This is a genomic window from Arthrobacter sp. 9MFCol3.1 (assembly GCF_000620385.1).
GTDB lineage: Bacteria > Actinomycetota > Actinomycetes > Actinomycetales > Micrococcaceae > Arthrobacter.
Window position 1 is genome coordinate 1 of sequence record NZ_JIBJ01000022.1, and the last position, 14,911, is coordinate 14,911.

Here is a 14,911-nt window from a genome sequence, read left to right on the forward strand (position 1 = left end):
CCCGTCGGCGCCGACGGCAAGGTCACCTTGTTCAACCGCTCCTCCGGCACCACCCATCTCATTGCCGACGTCTCCGGCTACTACCTCCCCGGGGCATCCAAAAACTCGGCTCTCACCTGGGGCGAAAACCGCTTCAGCCAGCTCGGCAACGGCACCACGCCCTACCGTTCCACCCCGGCTGCCGTGAGCGGACTGAGGGGAGTCAAAGCCCTGGCCGGCACCGGCGGTACGAGTTACGCGCTGTTATCCGACGGGACCCTGCGTGCGTGGGGCTCGAACGAGCAGGGCCAGCTTGGCAACGGCACCAGCATCAGCAGCAGCACAACGCCTGTCCAGGTCAGCGGCCTCACAGGTGTAACGTCCATTGCCGCCGACTGGTCCACGGCCTATGCGCTTCTGAAGGACGGGACCGTTCGATCCTGGGGTTCCAACACGAGTGGCCAGCTCGGCAACGGCTCGGTCTACGGGAGCAGCAGTCCCGTCCAGGTCAGGGGCCTCACCGGCGTTACCGCCCTCACTGCAGGCTCCGGCGCCGCCTACGCGCTGCTGAAAGACGGGACCGTCCGGTCGTGGGGCTACAACTGGGGCGGCCAGCTCGGCGACGGCACCACCAGGAACAGCAACGTGCCCGTCCAGGTCAAAGGGCTCACCGGTGCAAGGTCCATCGCGGTCGGGTCGTCCGCGGCCTACGCGCTGCTGAACGACGGAACCGTTCGCGCCTGGGGGTTCAGCATGGGGGGCCGGCTCGGCAACGGCGGAGGCGTCAGCGACGGCCTCACCCCGGTCCGGGTCCAGGGCCTCACCGGGGTCACGGCGCTCACGACTGGCGGAGGAGGCACTGCCTACGCGCTGCTGACGGACGGTACGGTCCGTGCCTGGGGCGGCAACTCGAATGGCGAGCTCGGCAACGGCACCACCGGCGACAGCAACATGCCCGTCCAGGTCAAAGGGCTCAGCGCGGTCTCTTCCATCACGGCCGGAGGAGGCACTGCCTACGCGCGGCTGTTGGACGGGACGGTCCGTGCCTGGGGCGGCAACTCGTACGGCGAGCTCGGCAACGGCACCACCGGCGACAGCAACGTGCCCGTCCAGGTCAACGGACTCACCGGCGTTACCGCCGTCACGGCTGCCTACGGCACGGCATACGCTCTGCTGAACGACGGGTCAATCCGTGCCTGGGGCGGTAACCGAGTCGGCCAGCTCGGCAACGGAACCAACGCTGACCGCAGCATTCCCGGCCCGGTCCGCGGGCTCTCCGACGCCACTTCCATCACCGCCACCGGGGCCTCGGCCTTTACCCTGCTTGCAGACGGGACAGTCCGTGCCTGGGGCGACAACTACGAGCAGCAGCTCGGCGTCAGTGGCACAGTGCCGTTTAGCAGCTTGCCTGTGGGCATCTCCGGGTTGTCGGGTGTTGCCATGGCCGCACAGGGCACCGCCACCAAATATGCACTGCTGGCTGACGGGACAGTCTGGGCGTGGGGCAACAACTTTATGGGCCAGCTCGGCAGCGGTATGCCCGTCCACGACTCGAGTGTTCCGGTCCGGGTCCGGGGCATCACCGGCGCCGTGTCGATCACGGCCGACGGCGACACTGCCTACGCGCTGTTGGCGGACGGGACGATCTTGGCGTGGGGAGACAACTACATGGGCCAGCTCGGCAACGGCAACAACGACAACAGCAGCACCCCCGTCCAGGTTCAGGGCCTTGCCGCGGTCAGCTCCATCACGGCGAGAAACGGCAGCGCCTTCGCCCTGCTGAAGGACGGAACCGTCCGCGCCTGGGGCGGCAATCAATTCGGCCAGCTCGGCGACGGCACTACGGAGCGCCGCAACATCCCGGTCCAGGCCAAGGGCCTCAGCGGTGTGACATCGTTGAAGCTCAGCCTGTCAGACTATGTGGTGATCTATGCGGTGCTGGGCGACGGCACCGTCCGTGCCTGGGGGAGCGGCGCTTCCGGCCTGCTCGGCATCGGCACGAGGACCGACAGCGCAGTGCCGGTCCAGGTCACCGGCCTCGCCGGCGTGTCCTCCATCGCGACGGGCAGAGGCACTGCCTACGCCCTGCTGAAGGACGGAACGGTCCGCGCCTGGGGCAACGGCGGGTACGGCCAGCTCGGCAACGGCACCAACGACGACGCCAGCACGCCTATCCCGGTTAAGGGCATCATTGGAGCCACCTCCATCGCGGCAGGAGAGTCAGCAGCCTACGCGCTGCTGCGCGACGGCACCGTCCGCGCCTGGGGCAACAATAAGCACGGCGAGCTCGGCAACGGCAGCACCAGCTACGCCGGTGCCCCCGTCCAGGTCACAGGACTTACGGGCGTCACATCCATCACGGTCAACGGGCGCGCAATATTCGCGCTGATGAGCGACAATTCCGTCCGCGCCTGGGGTGCCAGCCCCCATGGCCAGCTCGGCAACGGCACCACCGCCGACACGAGCACCCCCGCCGAAGTCCCCGGCCTCAGTGGCGTCACGAGCCTCTGGCCCTAGGTGAAGCCCCCCTCGGACGTCGAGAACAGCCGGGCGCCGCGGGCGGTCTGGTCGCCGATTCGCGCAGAGCCTAGAATCGGGCTGGGCGCACCGGCCAAGGCACCGCCGGACACGCCTACCCGCAGAACCAAGGCCATGTTCCAGCGGTGCCAGTAGAGGAGGCCCGCCATGACGGTCATCAACAGGCCCACGAGTTCGTTGCCGCGCGAACGCGCGTCCCGTGGGGAGTCCTGACCGCCATGGACACCCCGGGAAAACTTGAAACGGAACAAAAATACGACGCCGGGACCTCCGCGGCGCTGCCGGAGCTGCAGGAAATCGAGGGTGTGGACCACGTCGCCGAGCCTGTGACGGATCAGCTTGAGGCTGTGTACTTCGATACGCCGGCCCTGGCCCTCGCGGCACGGCGCATGACCCTGCGGCGCCGCACGGGCGGAGCCGATGAGGGCTGGCACCTCAAGCTTCCCGCCGGAACGGACCAGCGGGAGGAGATCCATGCGCCGCTGGGCCAGCCGGAGACCGTTCCGGAAGAACTGTCCGACCATCTGCAGGTCTTCATCCGCGGCGACGCACTCGTGCCCGTCGCCCGGCTGAGCACGCGGCGCACCACCTACCGGCTCTATGGGCATGGCGGTGAGCACCTGGCCGACTTCGCCGACGACCACGTTCATGCCGAGGCCCTGCGGCCGCCGGGACCCGCCGTCGATTGGCGTGAATGGGAGCTCGAACTCGTCCACGGCACAGCAGAGCTCTTCGAGGCTGCCGCCGCAACCCTGGCATCTACCGGAGCCAGCCACTCCGCGTATCCTTCCAAAGTCGCCCGCGCCCTGGGCGATGCCTGGCCGGCCGAGTTCAGTCCCCGGACTCCGACGCCCAGGAAGAAGGGGCCGGCAGTCGACGTCGTGACCGCCTACTTGGATGCGCGGATCGGCGACTTCATCGCCAACGATCCGGGCGTGCGGATGGGGACACCGGATTCCGTCCACAAGATGCGGTCCGCGACCCGCCGGGCGCGGTCCGCCCTGGCCACCTATCGCAAACTCTTCAACCGGTCAGCGGTGCGGGAACTCCAGGCCGAACTGAAGTGGCTGGGCCAGGTCCTGGGTCCGGCCCGCGATGCCGAAGTCATGCTGGAGCGGCTTCGCCAGCACACCCTGGAACTCCCCGAAGAACAGAGGTCCGGCCTGTTGACCCAGATGATCGAACAGGAGCTGGTCGCCGTCCATGACGCAGGCTACAGAAACGTCCTGAAGACCCTCCGGACCGGCCGCTATTTCCGTCTCCTGGGCGCCCTGGAGGACTTCCGGGACCACCCCCCTGCCAACCCACGCGCCTTCCGGCCCGCGCGGAAGGTGACGGCCAAGCTGGTGAACAAGACCGCGCAGCGGGTGGAGCGTGCCCGGAAGGCCGTCAAAGGCTCCGCCGACACGGCTGCACGCGACACGGCGCTGCATGAGGTCCGAAAAGACGCCAAACGCCTGCGCCACGCGGGCGAATCGGTCACGGAGATCCACGGCAAACGCGCCGCCAAACTCACCAAAGCGGCCGGACGGCTCCAGACAGTACTCGGCGACCATCAGGACAGCGTCATGGCGACCGACCTCCTGCACAGGCTCGCGGCCACCCCGGACCGGGCCGTCGATACTGACCTCGGCTTCGAGAGTTTGCTGGAGATGGAAGAACGCCTTGCCCGCAAGACGGAGACCAAAGCCCGCAAGGCAGGGAAAAAGCTTCGCGGCCTGCGGCTGCGGCCCTGATCCGGGACGCATCGAGTTACCGGACGGACAGCCCGCGGGCCATCGCGGACACTCTGCCGCGATCCCTGCGGTACATGGCGGAGTGATCGAGAAAATCCTCCCGTCCGGTAGCCGCAGCGCGGCCGTCCGTCAGTTCCGCCAGTTCGTCCAGCCTCGCCGCCAGGGTTTGGAACACTTGCCCGTGTCCGAAGCGGACACCGTACGCGTCAATGAGGGCATTCAGACGGGACAGCCGGTGCTGCTCGTCCGGGGCCCCGGGCCCGCCGTTCTCGCCCAGCGGCACGAGCCGGTAGGCCAGGTAGGCAAAGTCCCAGATCCGTGGCCCCGGCGAGGCCGTGTCGAAGTCGATGAGCCCGGTCAGCCGTCCGCCGGCAAACACCATGTTGTACGGCGCGGCGTCGTTGTGGCACACGACTTCTGCGGGCTGGTGCGTGGGCAGTTGCCACGTGAGATCCGTCCGGGCCAGTCCGACGCTGGCGTGATGGATGCGGCGGAGTAGGGCCCCGGCGTCACGCAGAATGCGAGGCTCCCAAATCCAGTCCGGCAACGGGTAATGTGCTGCATCGCCGTCGACGAAGCTGAGTACCTCCCGGCCATGTTCGTCCATGCCCAGTGCCTGGGGGACCTCAGTGATGCCAGCATGCCGAAGCGTTTCGAGGAGCGAATGGACTGCCGGCGTCCACGGTCCTGCGGTCCGGCGCACCGTGTCACCGACCCGCGTGACGAGCGTCGAATTGCCTCCGGCCAGAACCTCTTCTCCATCCATCCGCCCAATCTACCCGCGTCGACTGCGTCACTTTGTGCCCGTTCCGAAGATGGAACCGTGACGGTCCGCCGCCAGCGGGCGCATCCGTGTCAGGATCAGTCATGACCGACCGCCTGATGCTCCTCGACACCGCGTCGCTGTACTTTCGTGCGTTCTACGGTGTACCCGACACGATCCGCCGCGGCGACGGAACCCCGGTGAACGCCGTTCGCGGGCTGCTCGACATGATCGCACGGCTCACCACCGACTACGGGGCGACGCATCTCGTCGCGTGCTGGGATGATGATTGGCGCCCGCAGTGGCGGGTGGACCTCATCCCGAGCTACAAGTCGCATCGGGTCGCCGAGGCAGTGGCGGGCGCCCCCGATGTGGAGGTGGTGCCGGACGCGCTCGAGGCGCAGATTCCGATGATCCGCCGGGTGCTCGAGCTCGCCGGCATCGCCGTCGTCGGGGCTGCCGACCACGAGGCCGACGACGTCATCGGCACCTATGCCAGCCACGCCGAGCTTCCGGTCGATGTGGTGACAGGCGACCGCGACCTCTTCCAGATCGTCGACGACGCCCGTCAGGTGCGGGTGATCTACACCGCGCGCGGCATGAAGAACCTTGAAGTCCTGACCGACGCCGTCGTCGTCGGCAAGTACAGCGTGTTGCCCGCGCAGTATGCCGACTACGCGACCCTGCGCGGTGACACTTCCGACGGGTTGCCGGGCGTTGCCGGCATCGGCGAGAAGACCGCCGCGTCGCTGCTCGGCGAGTACGGCACGCTCGACGGGCTGCTCGCGGCTGCCGCTGATGCAGGGAGCGGGCTGTCCACCGCCGTGCGGTCGAAACTCGCCGCGGCGGCGGACTACCTCGCGGTTGCGCCGGCCGTCGTGAAGATTGTGCGGAACCTGGAACTGCCGACGCTCGAGGAGGCAGGCGCGCAGCTGCACCCTGTCCCCGGCGGTTCGCGCGCCGAGCTTGAGCGTCTCGCCACTGAGTGGAACCTCGGCGGTTCGGTCGCGCGGCTCTTTGAGGCCCTCGACCTGCGCCGTTAGGGGTTCCCTTGATTGTGGGGGCAAATGCCGGGGCGGAAGTGCGATCCGGACCGCACCTCCGCCCTCCGGCAGCCTGTTGTTAGTGTTTCTTGAAGGCGTCCTTGACCTTTTCGCCGGCCTGCTTCAGGTCTGCTTTGACTTGATGGCTTTTGCCCTCGGCCCTCATCTTGTCGTCGCCGGTGGCTTTGCCGGCGGCCTCTTTGCCTTTGCCGTGGAGTTTCTCGGCGGCATTGTGGATCTTGTCACCCAGGCCCATGATGAACCTCCTTATTGATGTCATTGATGTCGCCCCCGCGATGTGAATGCCATGGAGGCCACACTTAATTGTAGGGACTGAACCGTGGAAAGCGGGGGCCATTTGGGGCGGTCCGGGCCATCCTCGGTTCCGGGACAACAATCGAAATCAGGCGATCACGGGGCCGGAATGCAATTCCCGCCAGGCCGAGTTATTCGGGCGGGGACCATTGGCAGGGATGGCCGCGCGCCAGCTGAAGCGGCGGTGTTAGTCAGCAAGGATGCGGTAGAGCGCTCGGCGGGTGTCATCGATTACCGTCATTGCGGCATTGCGTTGTTCCTCGGTTGCCGAGAAGCGGAATTGGTGGATGACTCCCATGAGTTTTCCGACGCTTTGGTGGAACGCCGGTCCGGATCCCTCGGGGTCGGTGTTCCAGGCGTTCCCCAGCTCCTCGGCATGATCGGCCACGTAGGCCTTGCCCGCATCGGTGAGGGTGAATTCGGTGCGCCGGCCATCACCTACGGGCGCAATGAGCTCTTCATCAACGAGCTGCTGGAGCGTCGGGTAGACGGACCCGGGGCTCGGCCGCCAGGCTCCCGACGTCTTTTCCGCAATGGTCTTGATCAGCCCGTAGCCGTTGGACGGTGATTCGGCCAAGAGGGACAGAATCGCCGAACGAACGTCGCCCCTGCTGGCCCGCCGCGACCCGCCGGGGCCAAAGCCCGGTCCGAAACCTGGTCCGAAACCCGGTCCGAAGCCGGGCCCGAACCCGCGCCCCGGGCCGAAGCCGCCGTGTCCGTGGGGTCCGCGGCGGCTCCTGCCGCGCCCGAAGCGTCCGTGGGTGGGTCCGGCGTCCGTGAATTTGTCGTCATGCATGCTTTTCATAGCGGCATCGACCTTCCAAATCAGGTGAATCCTTTGATGGTCGCCGATCGTTCAGCGATAATTAACGATATATCGGTGAATATCATCGGTCAAGGGTCGATCCACGTCGGTGTCCGTTGACTCAGCGAGGTCGCCGGCCGCCGGCGGGCACGTCCCGGAGGCAGCAGGGCCCCCGGGGCGGCCGCCGCTATCCGTGGCCCGGGGGAGGCGGTGGTCCGGCCGGCGCTGCCCGGTCGAACGTGGGCACCGTTGTCACCGATCCCACGTTCGGGAGTGCGTGCCGGGTGGCGTGGTCGATTTCGCCGTGGATGGTTGCGAGTTCCCCCAAGGCGGTGATCGCGGCCAGGGGGATGGAGACCTCGACGTGAAGCCGGTGGCCGGACCAGCGCAGCCGGGATGTTGCGCCCGCGGGGGCGTGGGCGGTGACAACTGCTGCCAGGCGTTCCGTCAGGTTCGGGTCGACGCCGTCCATGAGCCTGCGCCCGATGTCTCGGATGGTTCCCCAGAGGAGCACGGCGATGGCTGCGGAGATGAGCAGGCCCACGATCGGATCCGCAAGCGGAAATCCGAGCCAGATGCCGATGACGCCGGCGACGACGGCCAGCGACGTGAAGCCGTCGGTGCGGGCATGAATGCCATCAGCCACGAGCGCGGCGGAACCGATCCGCCGCCCCACGCGGATCCTGTAGATCGCGACAAGTTCGTTGCCGGCAAAGCCCACGAGCCCGGCGGCGAGCACCCAGCCCAGGTTCTGGACGGGCTGGGGTTCAAAGAAGCGCCGAATGGATTCGACGGCGGCCACCACGGCGGAGAGCGCGATCATCGCCACGATGAACAGTCCGGCGAGGTCCTCGGCACGGCCGAAGCCGTAGGTGTACGTCCGGGTCGCGCGGCGGCGTCCGAGCAGAAAGGCGATCCACAGCGGAACGGCGGTCAGGGCATCGGAAAAATTGTGGACCGTGTCCGCCAGTAGCGCCACGGAGCCGCTGATGAGGACGATGACCAGCTGGAACAGCGACGTGGCCCCCAGTCCGAGCAGGGAGACCTTGACGGCGCGAATGCCCTGGGAGCTGGTCTCCAGGACGGAGTCGATCGAGTCGGCTGAGTCATGGGAGTGGGGCACGAAGAGCTCCTGCAGCCACCCTTTGAACCCGGTCGCGTGGACATGGCCGTGCGGGCCGTGGTCGTGGTGATGGCCGTCGTCGTGGGCGTGCTCGTGCGGGTGGACATCGTGGCCGGGATGCGCGGGCCGGTTCATGCGCCGGCCTCCCTTGTGGGGCTGTGCGCGGCTGTGTTGTGATGCGGGGCTGTGCCGAGCGTGTGTTCGGCCTGGTGAATGGCGTCGGCCACGAGCTGCCAGGCGTGCCCGTCCTGCAGGCGGTAGTAGACCTTGGTGCCTTCCTGGCGGGTGGCGACCATGCGCGCCAGCCGCATTTTGGCCAGATGCTGGGAAACCGCAGCCGCCGATTTCCCGGCCTTTTCGGCCAGCACGTTGACGGGCAGTTCGCCGTGGCGCAGGGCCAGGATGAGCCTGACCCGGGTGGCGTCGGCCAGCATGGCAAAAACCTCCACGGCCAGCTCGACGTACTGGCTGTCCGCGGTGAGGGTACAAGCCTTGTTATCTGCATTCATACGCAGATACTTACATATAAAGTGGCTTCGCTCAAGACGGCCGGATCAGCGTGATACCGATAATGGTCGTCAGGACGATTCCGGTGCGTCCGGTGGTGGAAGGCTCAGCTGCTTGGCGTGAAAGTCGAAATGCAGCGTGGGGTAGGCGTACACATCGTTGAGTGTCATCAGGGGCGTGAAGAAGGGGTCCCACCTGCCGGGGAACGGCATCGACCGGGCGAGCGACTGCGGGTTCTCGCGTTCGAGCCGGCGGGAGAGTGCTGCGATGGTCGTTTCCAGTTTCCTGCTCATCCTGCGCCTGTTGTAGACGCGGGAGGCGGCCCGGGATCCCCAGTAGTTCACAACATCAAACGGACCGGTGCCCGCGTTGAGGACGGCGGCGAATGCCCGGCCCACCGGGCGGGGGAGCCGGCTGACGACGTGGACGAGCGGAAGCAGGGCACGGACCACCATGTAGCCGAAGACCATGTGGAAGAGCAGCTCCTCATTGGTCCAGCGGGTCCCGTCGCTTCTGCGGTGGAGATCTGCGGGCGCGGCGTCCTGCAGCAAGGCCTTGAGGTGGCGGCGGGCGCGGCTGTACCCGGCGAGGATCTCGTCTCTCTTCGGCTCCACGAGGTGCGCTCCGCTGTCTCAGTTCCGTCAGTTTCCGGTGAGCTCCGCATACAGCTTCCGGACCCGGGCCTGGATGTCGTCCCGGATCAGGCCCATGCGTTCCATCCCTTCGATGCCGCGTTCGGAGGGCTCGTCCGTGTCCCAGAACTCGATCCTCGTGCCGTCGCGGGGTTCGAGCTTTGCTTCGTTGCCCAGCACGATGACGACGTCGGCCGTGTCCAGCGCTTCGGCGGTGACGGGTTTGGGGTGTTCGCCGCTGATGTCGATGCCGAGCTCTGCCAGGGAGTCCACGGACTGGGGGTTCAGCGCGTCGGCGGGCCTGGTCCCGGCGGAGTGCACCGTGACGGTCCCGTTGGCGAGCTGGTTCATCAGTCCGGCGGCGAGCTGGGATTTTCCGCCGTTCCGGCTGCAGACGAACAGGACGCTGGGCGTTTGCGTGGTCTCGGTCATGCGTTCGATTCTTCCCTATTGAGCCCGGAGGTGTTGAGCCGGGATGCCGTCAGTTTGTCTTCGCCGGAGCGGCCGTGGGACAGCCCCGTGGGAAATCCGATGAGCACCGGTTCGGGAGCAGCGCAGCACGAGGACCCGGACGAGGCGGCCGCGGCCGGAATCTCGCAGCTGGTGCCTGCGTCGGAGGAGCAGACGCCGGTTTCGGGGAGTTCGAGCTGGACAGTGTCCGCGGCTTCGCGGTCCCCGGCCAAGGCTGCGGCAACGGAGCGGACCTGTTCGTAGCCGGTGGCGAGCAGGAAGGTCGGCGCCCGGCCGTAGGACTTCATGCCGACGATGTAGAAGTCCTTGTCCGGGTGCGCAAGCAGCGCTGCGCCGTGCGGGGGAACGGTGCCGCACGAGTGGAATTCAGGGTCGATCAGCGGGCCGAGCCGCACGGGCGCTTCGACGGCCGGGTCCAGGTTCAGCCGGAGTTCACGGAGAATGTTCAGGTCCGGGCGGAAGCCGGTGCACGGCACGACGACGTCGGCCTCCAGCGTCCGCCCGTCAAGCGAAGCTGCGGTGACGGCGTCGCCGGTTGGCGTGAAGGAAGCGATGCCGAAGCCGGTGTGCAGCTCGATGGTGCCGGCCTCTACCAGGCGGCGGAGCCGTGCGCCGAGCTGGCCCCGGGCAGGCAGGCCGTCGAGATCCCCGCCGCCATAGACCTTCGCAGCCGAGGCGCCGCGGATGGCCCAGAGGATCCGGGTGTCGGGTGCGTCCTTGGCGAGGTCGGCCAGGTTGATCAGGGTGTTGGCGGCGGAATGGCCCGCGCCGACCACGAGGGCGCGGCGGCCGGCAAAGGATCGCCGGTCCCGGCCGGTGACGTCGGGCAGGGGCGAGGAAATCCTGGAGGCAACGGCGGCTTCACCGACGGCGGGCAGCCCGGACGTGCCCAGCGGGTTGCGGGTGGCCCAGGTGCCGGAGGCGTCAATGACACCGGCGGCCGGGTAGTCGCGGATGTCGCCGCCGTCGTGCTCGACGCGGACCACGAAGGGTGTGGTGTCGCGGTCGCGGGAGTGGGTCTTGTCCCCGCCCTGGCGCGTGACCGCGAGGACGCGGGCGCCGGTCTGCAGGCGCGAGGCGATCGCCGGAAGGGCTGCCAGCGGGGCGAGGTACAGGTCGACGAGTTCCCCGCCATAGGGCAGGGCCGTGGGGCGGGGTGATTCCCAGCCGGAGGCTTCGAGCAGGCGGACGGCGGCGGCGTCGAGGTTGAACCGCCACGGGGAGAACAGCCGAATGTGGCGCCACTGCTCGATCGCGGCTCCCGCGGACGGGCCCGCTTCGAAGATCAGCGGCTCCAGTCCGCGTTCGAGCAGATGGGCCGCGGCGGCCAGGCCCACAGGACCGGCACCGATCACTGCAACGGGAAGGTTCTTCATTGAATCCATGTTTGTCCTCTTTCTCTACAGTTTTCTCTACAGTGAGTCGGTTCGGGCAGGTCCGCCCCCGGCCAGACGAGTGGTGACTGTTAGTCCGCGGCTGGGGTCAGGGACGCGATCAGCGCCTCGATCCGGGCCTTGATCTCGTCGCGGATCGGGCGGACGGACTCGACGCCCTGGCCGGCCGGGTCCTCGAGTTCCCAGTCCTCGTAGCGCTTGCCCGGGAAGATCGGGCAGGTGTCGCCGCAGCCCATGGTGATCACGACGTCGGATTCCTTCACGGCCGCGGTGGTGAGGATCTTGGGGATCTCCGCGGACATGTCGATGCCGAGCTCGGCCATGGCCTCGACGGCGGCCGGGTTGACCTTGTCCGCCGGCGCGGAACCGGCCGACCGGACTTCGATGCGGCCTTCGCCGAGCGTGCTGAGGAAGGCTGCGGCCATCTGGGAGCGGCCGGCGTTGTGGACGCAGACGAACAGGACGGACGGCTTCTTGGCGGGTTCGGTGCTCATGGTTAAGTTTCTCCAGCGGGTGTGTGAGTGGTTAGAGGGAGGCAGCGGCGGCGGGGTCGAAGAACCGTTGCCGGGCCCAGAGGGCGGCGTAGACGAGAGCCACGAGTGCGGGGACCTCGATGAGGGGGCCGACGACGCCGGCCAGCGCCTGCCCGGAGGTCACCCCGAAGGCGCCGATCGCCACGGCGATGGCGAGCTCGAAGTTGTTGCCGGCGGCGGTGAACGCAAGCGTGGTGGTTTTGGCGTAGCCGAGGTCCAGCCGTTTTCCGATCAGCATGCCGGCGCCGAAGACCACGAGGAAGTAGACCAGCAGGGGCAGGGCGATCCGGGCAACATCCAGGGGGCGTGAGGTGATGGTGCCGCCCTGGAGGGCGAACAGCACCGTGATGGTGAAGAGCAGGCCGTAGAGCGCCCACGGCCCCAGTTTCGGCAGGAAGGTGGTTTCGTACCAGTTCCTGCCCCTGGCACGTTCACCCAGGGTGCGGGTGAGGAATCCGGCGAGCAGCGGCACCCCCAGGAAAACCAGGACGGACGCCGTGATGGCCCAGAAGGAGAACTCCGCGCCGGTGGTCGGCAGGCCAAGCCATGCGGGCAGGAGCTGGAGGTAGAACCAGCCCAGGGCGCCGAACGCGACAACCTGGAACACCGAATTGATGGCCACCAGCACGGCGGCGGCCTCCCGGTCGCCGCAGGCGAGCTCGTTCCAGATCATCACCATGGCGATGCAGCGGGCCAGCCCCACGATGATCAGGCCCGTGCGGTACTCGGGAAGGTCGGCGAGGAAGACCCAGGCGAGGGCGAACATGAAGGCCGGTGCCAGCACCCAGTTGATGACCAGGGAGGCGAACATCAGTTTGCGGTCGGCAATGACGCGGTGCGCCTGGTCGTAGCGGACCTTGGCCAGCACCGGGTACATCATCACCAGCAGGCCGACGGCGATGGGCAGGGACACGTCGCCGATCTTGACGGCTTCCAGGGCAGTGTTCAGGCCGGGGACCAAGCGGCCCAGCACCAGGCCCAGCAGCATGGCCGCCACGATCCAGGCCGGCAGGAACCGGTCCAGGACGGAAAGGCCGCCGATGACGGGGTCCCCTCCGGTGCGGTGCGGCGGCGATTGGATCTGGATGCTCACGGTGCTCCTGTGCTGCTCGGAAAGATTGATGGATGTCGATATGTGCAGTATCCCCACCTATATCGATGAATGTCAATCTATGTGCATAATGGGTTCATGAATTCTCTGCAAACTCTCGAACCCGCGGTCGATGCCACGTGCTGCGTGCCGTCGGCGGAGCCGGCGCTGAGCGCCGAGGAAGCCCAGCAGAGGGCTCAGGTTTTCAAGGCCCTGGCCGACCCCAGCCGGCTCCGGCTGCTCTCCATCGTCAAAGCCGGCGAGTCCGGGGAGGCGTGCGTCTGCGACCTCACCGAACCCCTGGGCCTGGGCCAGCCGACGGTTTCCCACCACCTGAAGATCCTCGTCGAGGCCGGACTGCTGCACCGCGAAAAGCGCGGCACCTGGGCCTACTACTCGCTGGTACCCGGTGCGCTCGAACAGGCGGCCGGGCTCCTGGCGACCCTGTGACCGCGCCAGAACGGTCTGCGGTCATGATCCGCTCCATTGCCGAGGACGACCTCCCGGCCGTCCAGCGGGGTTCGTCCGGAAACTATTCCGTGCCGGACTGCCGGGAGGTCTCGGTCCCGCCAAACCGCTGGAAGGATGCGCTTTGCTGGGCAAGCCGGCGCATGGCCAGGAGCACCGGTTCCATCAGGAGGGTCCCGAGGACCACGTGCCGCATCGCGGCCTCGGCCGAATCCGTGGGGACACTTTCGACGTCGGCCTCCGCGATGTCCTGCATTGCCGTGGCATAGCGGTCCAAGAGCGCCGCTGGCGCCTCGAATCCCGCCTCCGAGAGCCCGTGCAGGGCCTTTACCAGGGCCGCCTGGGTGTCGCGATCGCAAGCCCCAGCGCCCCAGCCCCAACGGTCCAGGAGCGTTTGTGCCGAGGAAAGGTCGACGTCGTCCGGTGCGGTCCGGGAGACCGCATGGTGCGCGATTCCGAGCAGGTCGTGGCCCGACTCCGGCGGGTTTTCCAGGCCAAGCAGTACCTCGCGGGTGGCGCTGACGCTGAGCCCGGCCGTGCCAATGAGTGCCCGGATCAGCTTCAGCCGCCGTACGTGCGAGTCGTCGTAGCGAGCCTGGGTCGCGGAGGTCAGCACGCCGTCGTGAAGCAGTTTCTCCCGGAGGTAGTACTTGATGGTGGCCACAGGAACCTCTGTGGCCGCGGCCAGCTGTGAGATGCGCAAAGTTTCTCCTTGACTTAGATAGTAGCACTCCCCAATATTGGAGAGTATCAGTATCTAGTTAGGGGAAAAGCATGGCACGCATCAATGCTGGACGTTTCACGCACCGCCATTCCGGTGACTTGGTGGTCTTCCTCATCGGCATGCGCATCAACAGTCCCTGGCGACCGGATCTGTGGCTGCCGGTCTTCTTTGCGATGCCCCGAATGCTGACCGAGCTCTTGAAGGAGCCGGGTTCCGGCCTTCTAGGCTTTCGATTTGCCCTCGGAGCCGGCGGGCCGGTCATCGTGCAGTACTGGGACTCGCTGGACAAGCTGTATGCCTACGCCAGTGCGCCCGAATCCGAGCACAGGCCGGCCTGGACTGCCTTTAACCGCCAGGCCAGGAAGGCCCCCAGGGCCGTCGGCATCTGGCATGAGACATTCCAGGTGAGCCGGGCAGAGAGCATGTACGTCTCGATGCCTACCGAAGGTCTCGCGCAAGCCACGGAGCTGGTGCCTGTCGGGCCCGGAAGCCATCACGCGAAGGATCGGCTCTCTAAGCCCCGCTGATGCGGCGCCTGCTTTCCTAACGCAGGAGCGTGTTTTTCTGCCGCGGCTTGACGATCGATTTCTGACCGCAGCTGGTGCAGGTGATGTCGTAGGCCCTGGAAGTCGTGAAGACGGGGATGAGAAACACGGTGAATTTGGTGGCGCGTTCCTGCAGTTGATGCTGCCCGAATTGGTGGCAGTGCTGGCACGTTGCCATCCGTTCGGGATGGCCATGCAGCACGGTCTTGAGGCCGAGGAGGACAAACATGGCGCATCCTTTCAAA

General features: G+C 67.1%; 17 protein-coding genes. 5 read left to right on the forward strand and 12 right to left on the reverse strand.

Annotated elements, in window-relative coordinates; translation table 11 throughout:
• Window positions 1-2,496: RCC1 domain-containing protein (locus tag C560_RS22205; RefSeq protein ID WP_051533249.1), on the forward strand; the 2,496-nt coding region annotated here is incomplete at its 5' end.
• A 146-nt stretch (window positions 2,497-2,642) separates the two neighbouring features.
• On the forward strand, window positions 2,643-4,253 hold the full coding sequence (locus C560_RS0116555; protein ID WP_231494380.1) for a CYTH and CHAD domain-containing protein: 1,611 nt from the start codon (window positions 2,643-2,645) through the stop codon (window positions 4,251-4,253).
• Between the two features lie 16 nt (window positions 4,254-4,269).
• On the opposite strand, the gene C560_RS0116560 is transcribed toward C560_RS0116555, so the two are convergent.
• Window positions 4,270-5,019: a phosphotransferase enzyme family protein gene (locus tag C560_RS0116560; RefSeq protein WP_026539038.1), complete on the reverse strand. Its 750-nt coding sequence runs from the start codon at window positions 5,017-5,019 to the stop codon at window positions 4,270-4,272.
• A 101-nt stretch (window positions 5,020-5,120) separates the two neighbouring features.
• On the opposite strand from C560_RS0116560, the gene C560_RS0116565 reads away from it, so the two are divergent.
• Window positions 5,121-6,059, forward strand: a complete 939-nt coding sequence (locus C560_RS0116565) for a 5'-3' exonuclease (RefSeq protein WP_197026180.1) — start codon at window positions 5,121-5,123, stop codon at window positions 6,057-6,059.
• 79 nt (window positions 6,060-6,138) lie between these two features.
• On the opposite strand, the gene C560_RS22215 is transcribed toward C560_RS0116565, so the two are convergent.
• The 9 genes from C560_RS22215 to arsB all read right to left on the reverse strand — a co-directional run bounded on the left by C560_RS22215 (window position 6,139) and on the right by arsB (window position 12,926).
• Entirely contained in the window at window positions 6,139-6,315 is a 177-nt protein-coding gene (locus C560_RS22215; protein WP_018775603.1) for a CsbD family protein, read from the reverse strand.
• Window positions 6,316-6,561: 246 nt separating this feature from the next.
• Window positions 6,562-7,179 carry a PadR family transcriptional regulator gene (locus C560_RS0116575; protein ID WP_026539040.1) on the reverse strand — a complete coding sequence of 206 codons (618 nt, stop codon included), beginning with the start codon at window positions 7,177-7,179 and terminating at the stop codon, window positions 6,562-6,564.
• A gap of 187 nt (window positions 7,180-7,366) precedes the next feature.
• The gene (locus C560_RS22220; RefSeq protein ID WP_051533250.1) at window positions 7,367-8,437 is read right to left on the reverse strand and encodes a cation diffusion facilitator family transporter; all 1,071 of its coding nucleotides are present in this window, start codon (window positions 8,435-8,437) and stop codon (window positions 7,367-7,369) included.
• Window positions 8,434-8,811 (reverse strand): ArsR/SmtB family transcription factor, encoded by a 378-nt coding sequence (locus C560_RS0116585; RefSeq protein WP_026539041.1) that lies wholly within the window; start codon window positions 8,809-8,811, stop codon window positions 8,434-8,436. Before C560_RS0116585 ends, C560_RS22220 begins: the two co-directional genes overlap by 4 nt.
• Before the next feature lie 69 nt (window positions 8,812-8,880).
• Complete coding sequence (locus C560_RS0116590; protein WP_026539042.1) at window positions 8,881-9,423, reverse strand: DinB family protein; 543 nt, start codon at window positions 9,421-9,423, stop codon at window positions 8,881-8,883.
• 27 nt (window positions 9,424-9,450) lie between these two features.
• Window positions 9,451-9,873 (reverse strand): arsenate-mycothiol transferase ArsC, encoded by a 423-nt coding sequence (locus C560_RS0116595; RefSeq protein ID WP_026539043.1) that lies wholly within the window; start codon window positions 9,871-9,873, stop codon window positions 9,451-9,453.
• The gene (locus C560_RS22225; RefSeq protein WP_051533252.1) at window positions 9,870-11,297 is read right to left on the reverse strand and encodes an FAD-dependent oxidoreductase; all 1,428 of its coding nucleotides are present in this window, start codon (window positions 11,295-11,297) and stop codon (window positions 9,870-9,872) included. Before C560_RS22225 ends, C560_RS0116595 begins: the two co-directional genes overlap by 4 nt.
• Window positions 11,298-11,377: 80 nt before the next feature.
• Window positions 11,378-11,800 (reverse strand): arsenate reductase ArsC, encoded by a 423-nt coding sequence (locus C560_RS0116605; protein ID WP_026539044.1) that lies wholly within the window; start codon window positions 11,798-11,800, stop codon window positions 11,378-11,380.
• Between the two features lie 31 nt (window positions 11,801-11,831).
• Window positions 11,832-12,926, reverse strand: coding sequence for an ACR3 family arsenite efflux transporter (gene arsB, locus C560_RS0116610; RefSeq protein WP_442853170.1), 1,095 nt, complete (start codon window positions 12,924-12,926; stop codon window positions 11,832-11,834).
• A 102-nt stretch (window positions 12,927-13,028) separates the two neighbouring features.
• Here arsB and C560_RS0116615 point away from each other — a divergent pair, with 102 nt between their 5' ends.
• Window positions 13,029-13,379, forward strand: coding sequence for an ArsR/SmtB family transcription factor (locus C560_RS0116615; RefSeq protein ID WP_026539046.1), 351 nt, complete (start codon window positions 13,029-13,031; stop codon window positions 13,377-13,379).
• Between the two features lie 82 nt (window positions 13,380-13,461).
• Here C560_RS0116615 and C560_RS0116620 read toward each other — a convergent pair whose 3' ends face one another.
• Window positions 13,462-14,100, reverse strand: coding sequence for a MerR family transcriptional regulator (locus tag C560_RS0116620; RefSeq protein WP_026539047.1), 639 nt, complete (start codon window positions 14,098-14,100; stop codon window positions 13,462-13,464).
• A 71-nt stretch (window positions 14,101-14,171) separates the two neighbouring features.
• Here C560_RS0116620 and C560_RS0116625 point away from each other — a divergent pair, with 71 nt between their 5' ends.
• Complete coding sequence (locus C560_RS0116625; protein ID WP_026539048.1) at window positions 14,172-14,648, forward strand: DUF4188 domain-containing protein; 477 nt, start codon at window positions 14,172-14,174, stop codon at window positions 14,646-14,648.
• A 16-nt stretch (window positions 14,649-14,664) separates the two neighbouring features.
• Here the strand turns inward: C560_RS0116625 and C560_RS0116630 are convergent, their stop codons facing one another.
• Window positions 14,665-14,895 carry a zinc-ribbon domain-containing protein gene (locus tag C560_RS0116630; protein WP_026539049.1) on the reverse strand — a complete coding sequence of 77 codons (231 nt, stop codon included), beginning with the start codon at window positions 14,893-14,895 and terminating at the stop codon, window positions 14,665-14,667.
• Between the last annotated feature and the right edge of the window lie 16 nt (window positions 14,896-14,911).

What these genes read in the sequence shown, in the direction of transcription:
- C560_RS0116630 (WP_026539049.1), bottom strand. Translation starts at nt 14,895, where the DNA reads ATGTTTGTCCTCCTCGGCCTCAAGACCGTGCTGCATGGCCATCCCGAA.
- C560_RS0116575 (WP_026539040.1), bottom strand. Translation starts at nt 7,179, where the DNA reads ATGAAAAGCATGCATGACGACAAATTCACGGACGCCGGACCCACCCAC.
- C560_RS22225 (WP_051533252.1), bottom strand. Translation starts at nt 11,297, where the DNA reads ATGGATTCAATGAAGAACCTTCCCGTTGCAGTGATCGGTGCCGGTCCT.
- C560_RS22215 (WP_018775603.1), bottom strand. Translation starts at nt 6,315, where the DNA reads ATGGGCCTGGGTGACAAGATCCACAATGCCGCCGAGAAACTCCACGGC.
- C560_RS0116605 (WP_026539044.1), bottom strand. Translation starts at nt 11,800, where the DNA reads ATGAGCACCGAACCCGCCAAGAAGCCGTCCGTCCTGTTCGTCTGCGTC.
- C560_RS0116625 (WP_026539048.1), top strand. Translation starts at nt 14,172, where the DNA reads ATGGCACGCATCAATGCTGGACGTTTCACGCACCGCCATTCCGGTGAC.
- C560_RS0116560 (WP_026539038.1), bottom strand. Translation starts at nt 5,019, where the DNA reads ATGGATGGAGAAGAGGTTCTGGCCGGAGGCAATTCGACGCTCGTCACG.
- C560_RS22220 (WP_051533250.1), bottom strand. Translation starts at nt 8,437, where the DNA reads ATGAACCGGCCCGCGCATCCCGGCCACGATGTCCACCCGCACGAGCAC.
- C560_RS0116595 (WP_026539043.1), bottom strand. Translation starts at nt 9,873, where the DNA reads ATGACCGAGACCACGCAAACGCCCAGCGTCCTGTTCGTCTGCAGCCGG.
- C560_RS0116615 (WP_026539046.1), top strand. Translation starts at nt 13,029, where the DNA reads ATGAATTCTCTGCAAACTCTCGAACCCGCGGTCGATGCCACGTGCTGC.
- C560_RS0116565 (WP_197026180.1), top strand. Translation starts at nt 5,121, where the DNA reads ATGACCGACCGCCTGATGCTCCTCGACACCGCGTCGCTGTACTTTCGT.
- C560_RS0116585 (WP_026539041.1), bottom strand. Translation starts at nt 8,811, where the DNA reads ATGAATGCAGATAACAAGGCTTGTACCCTCACCGCGGACAGCCAGTAC.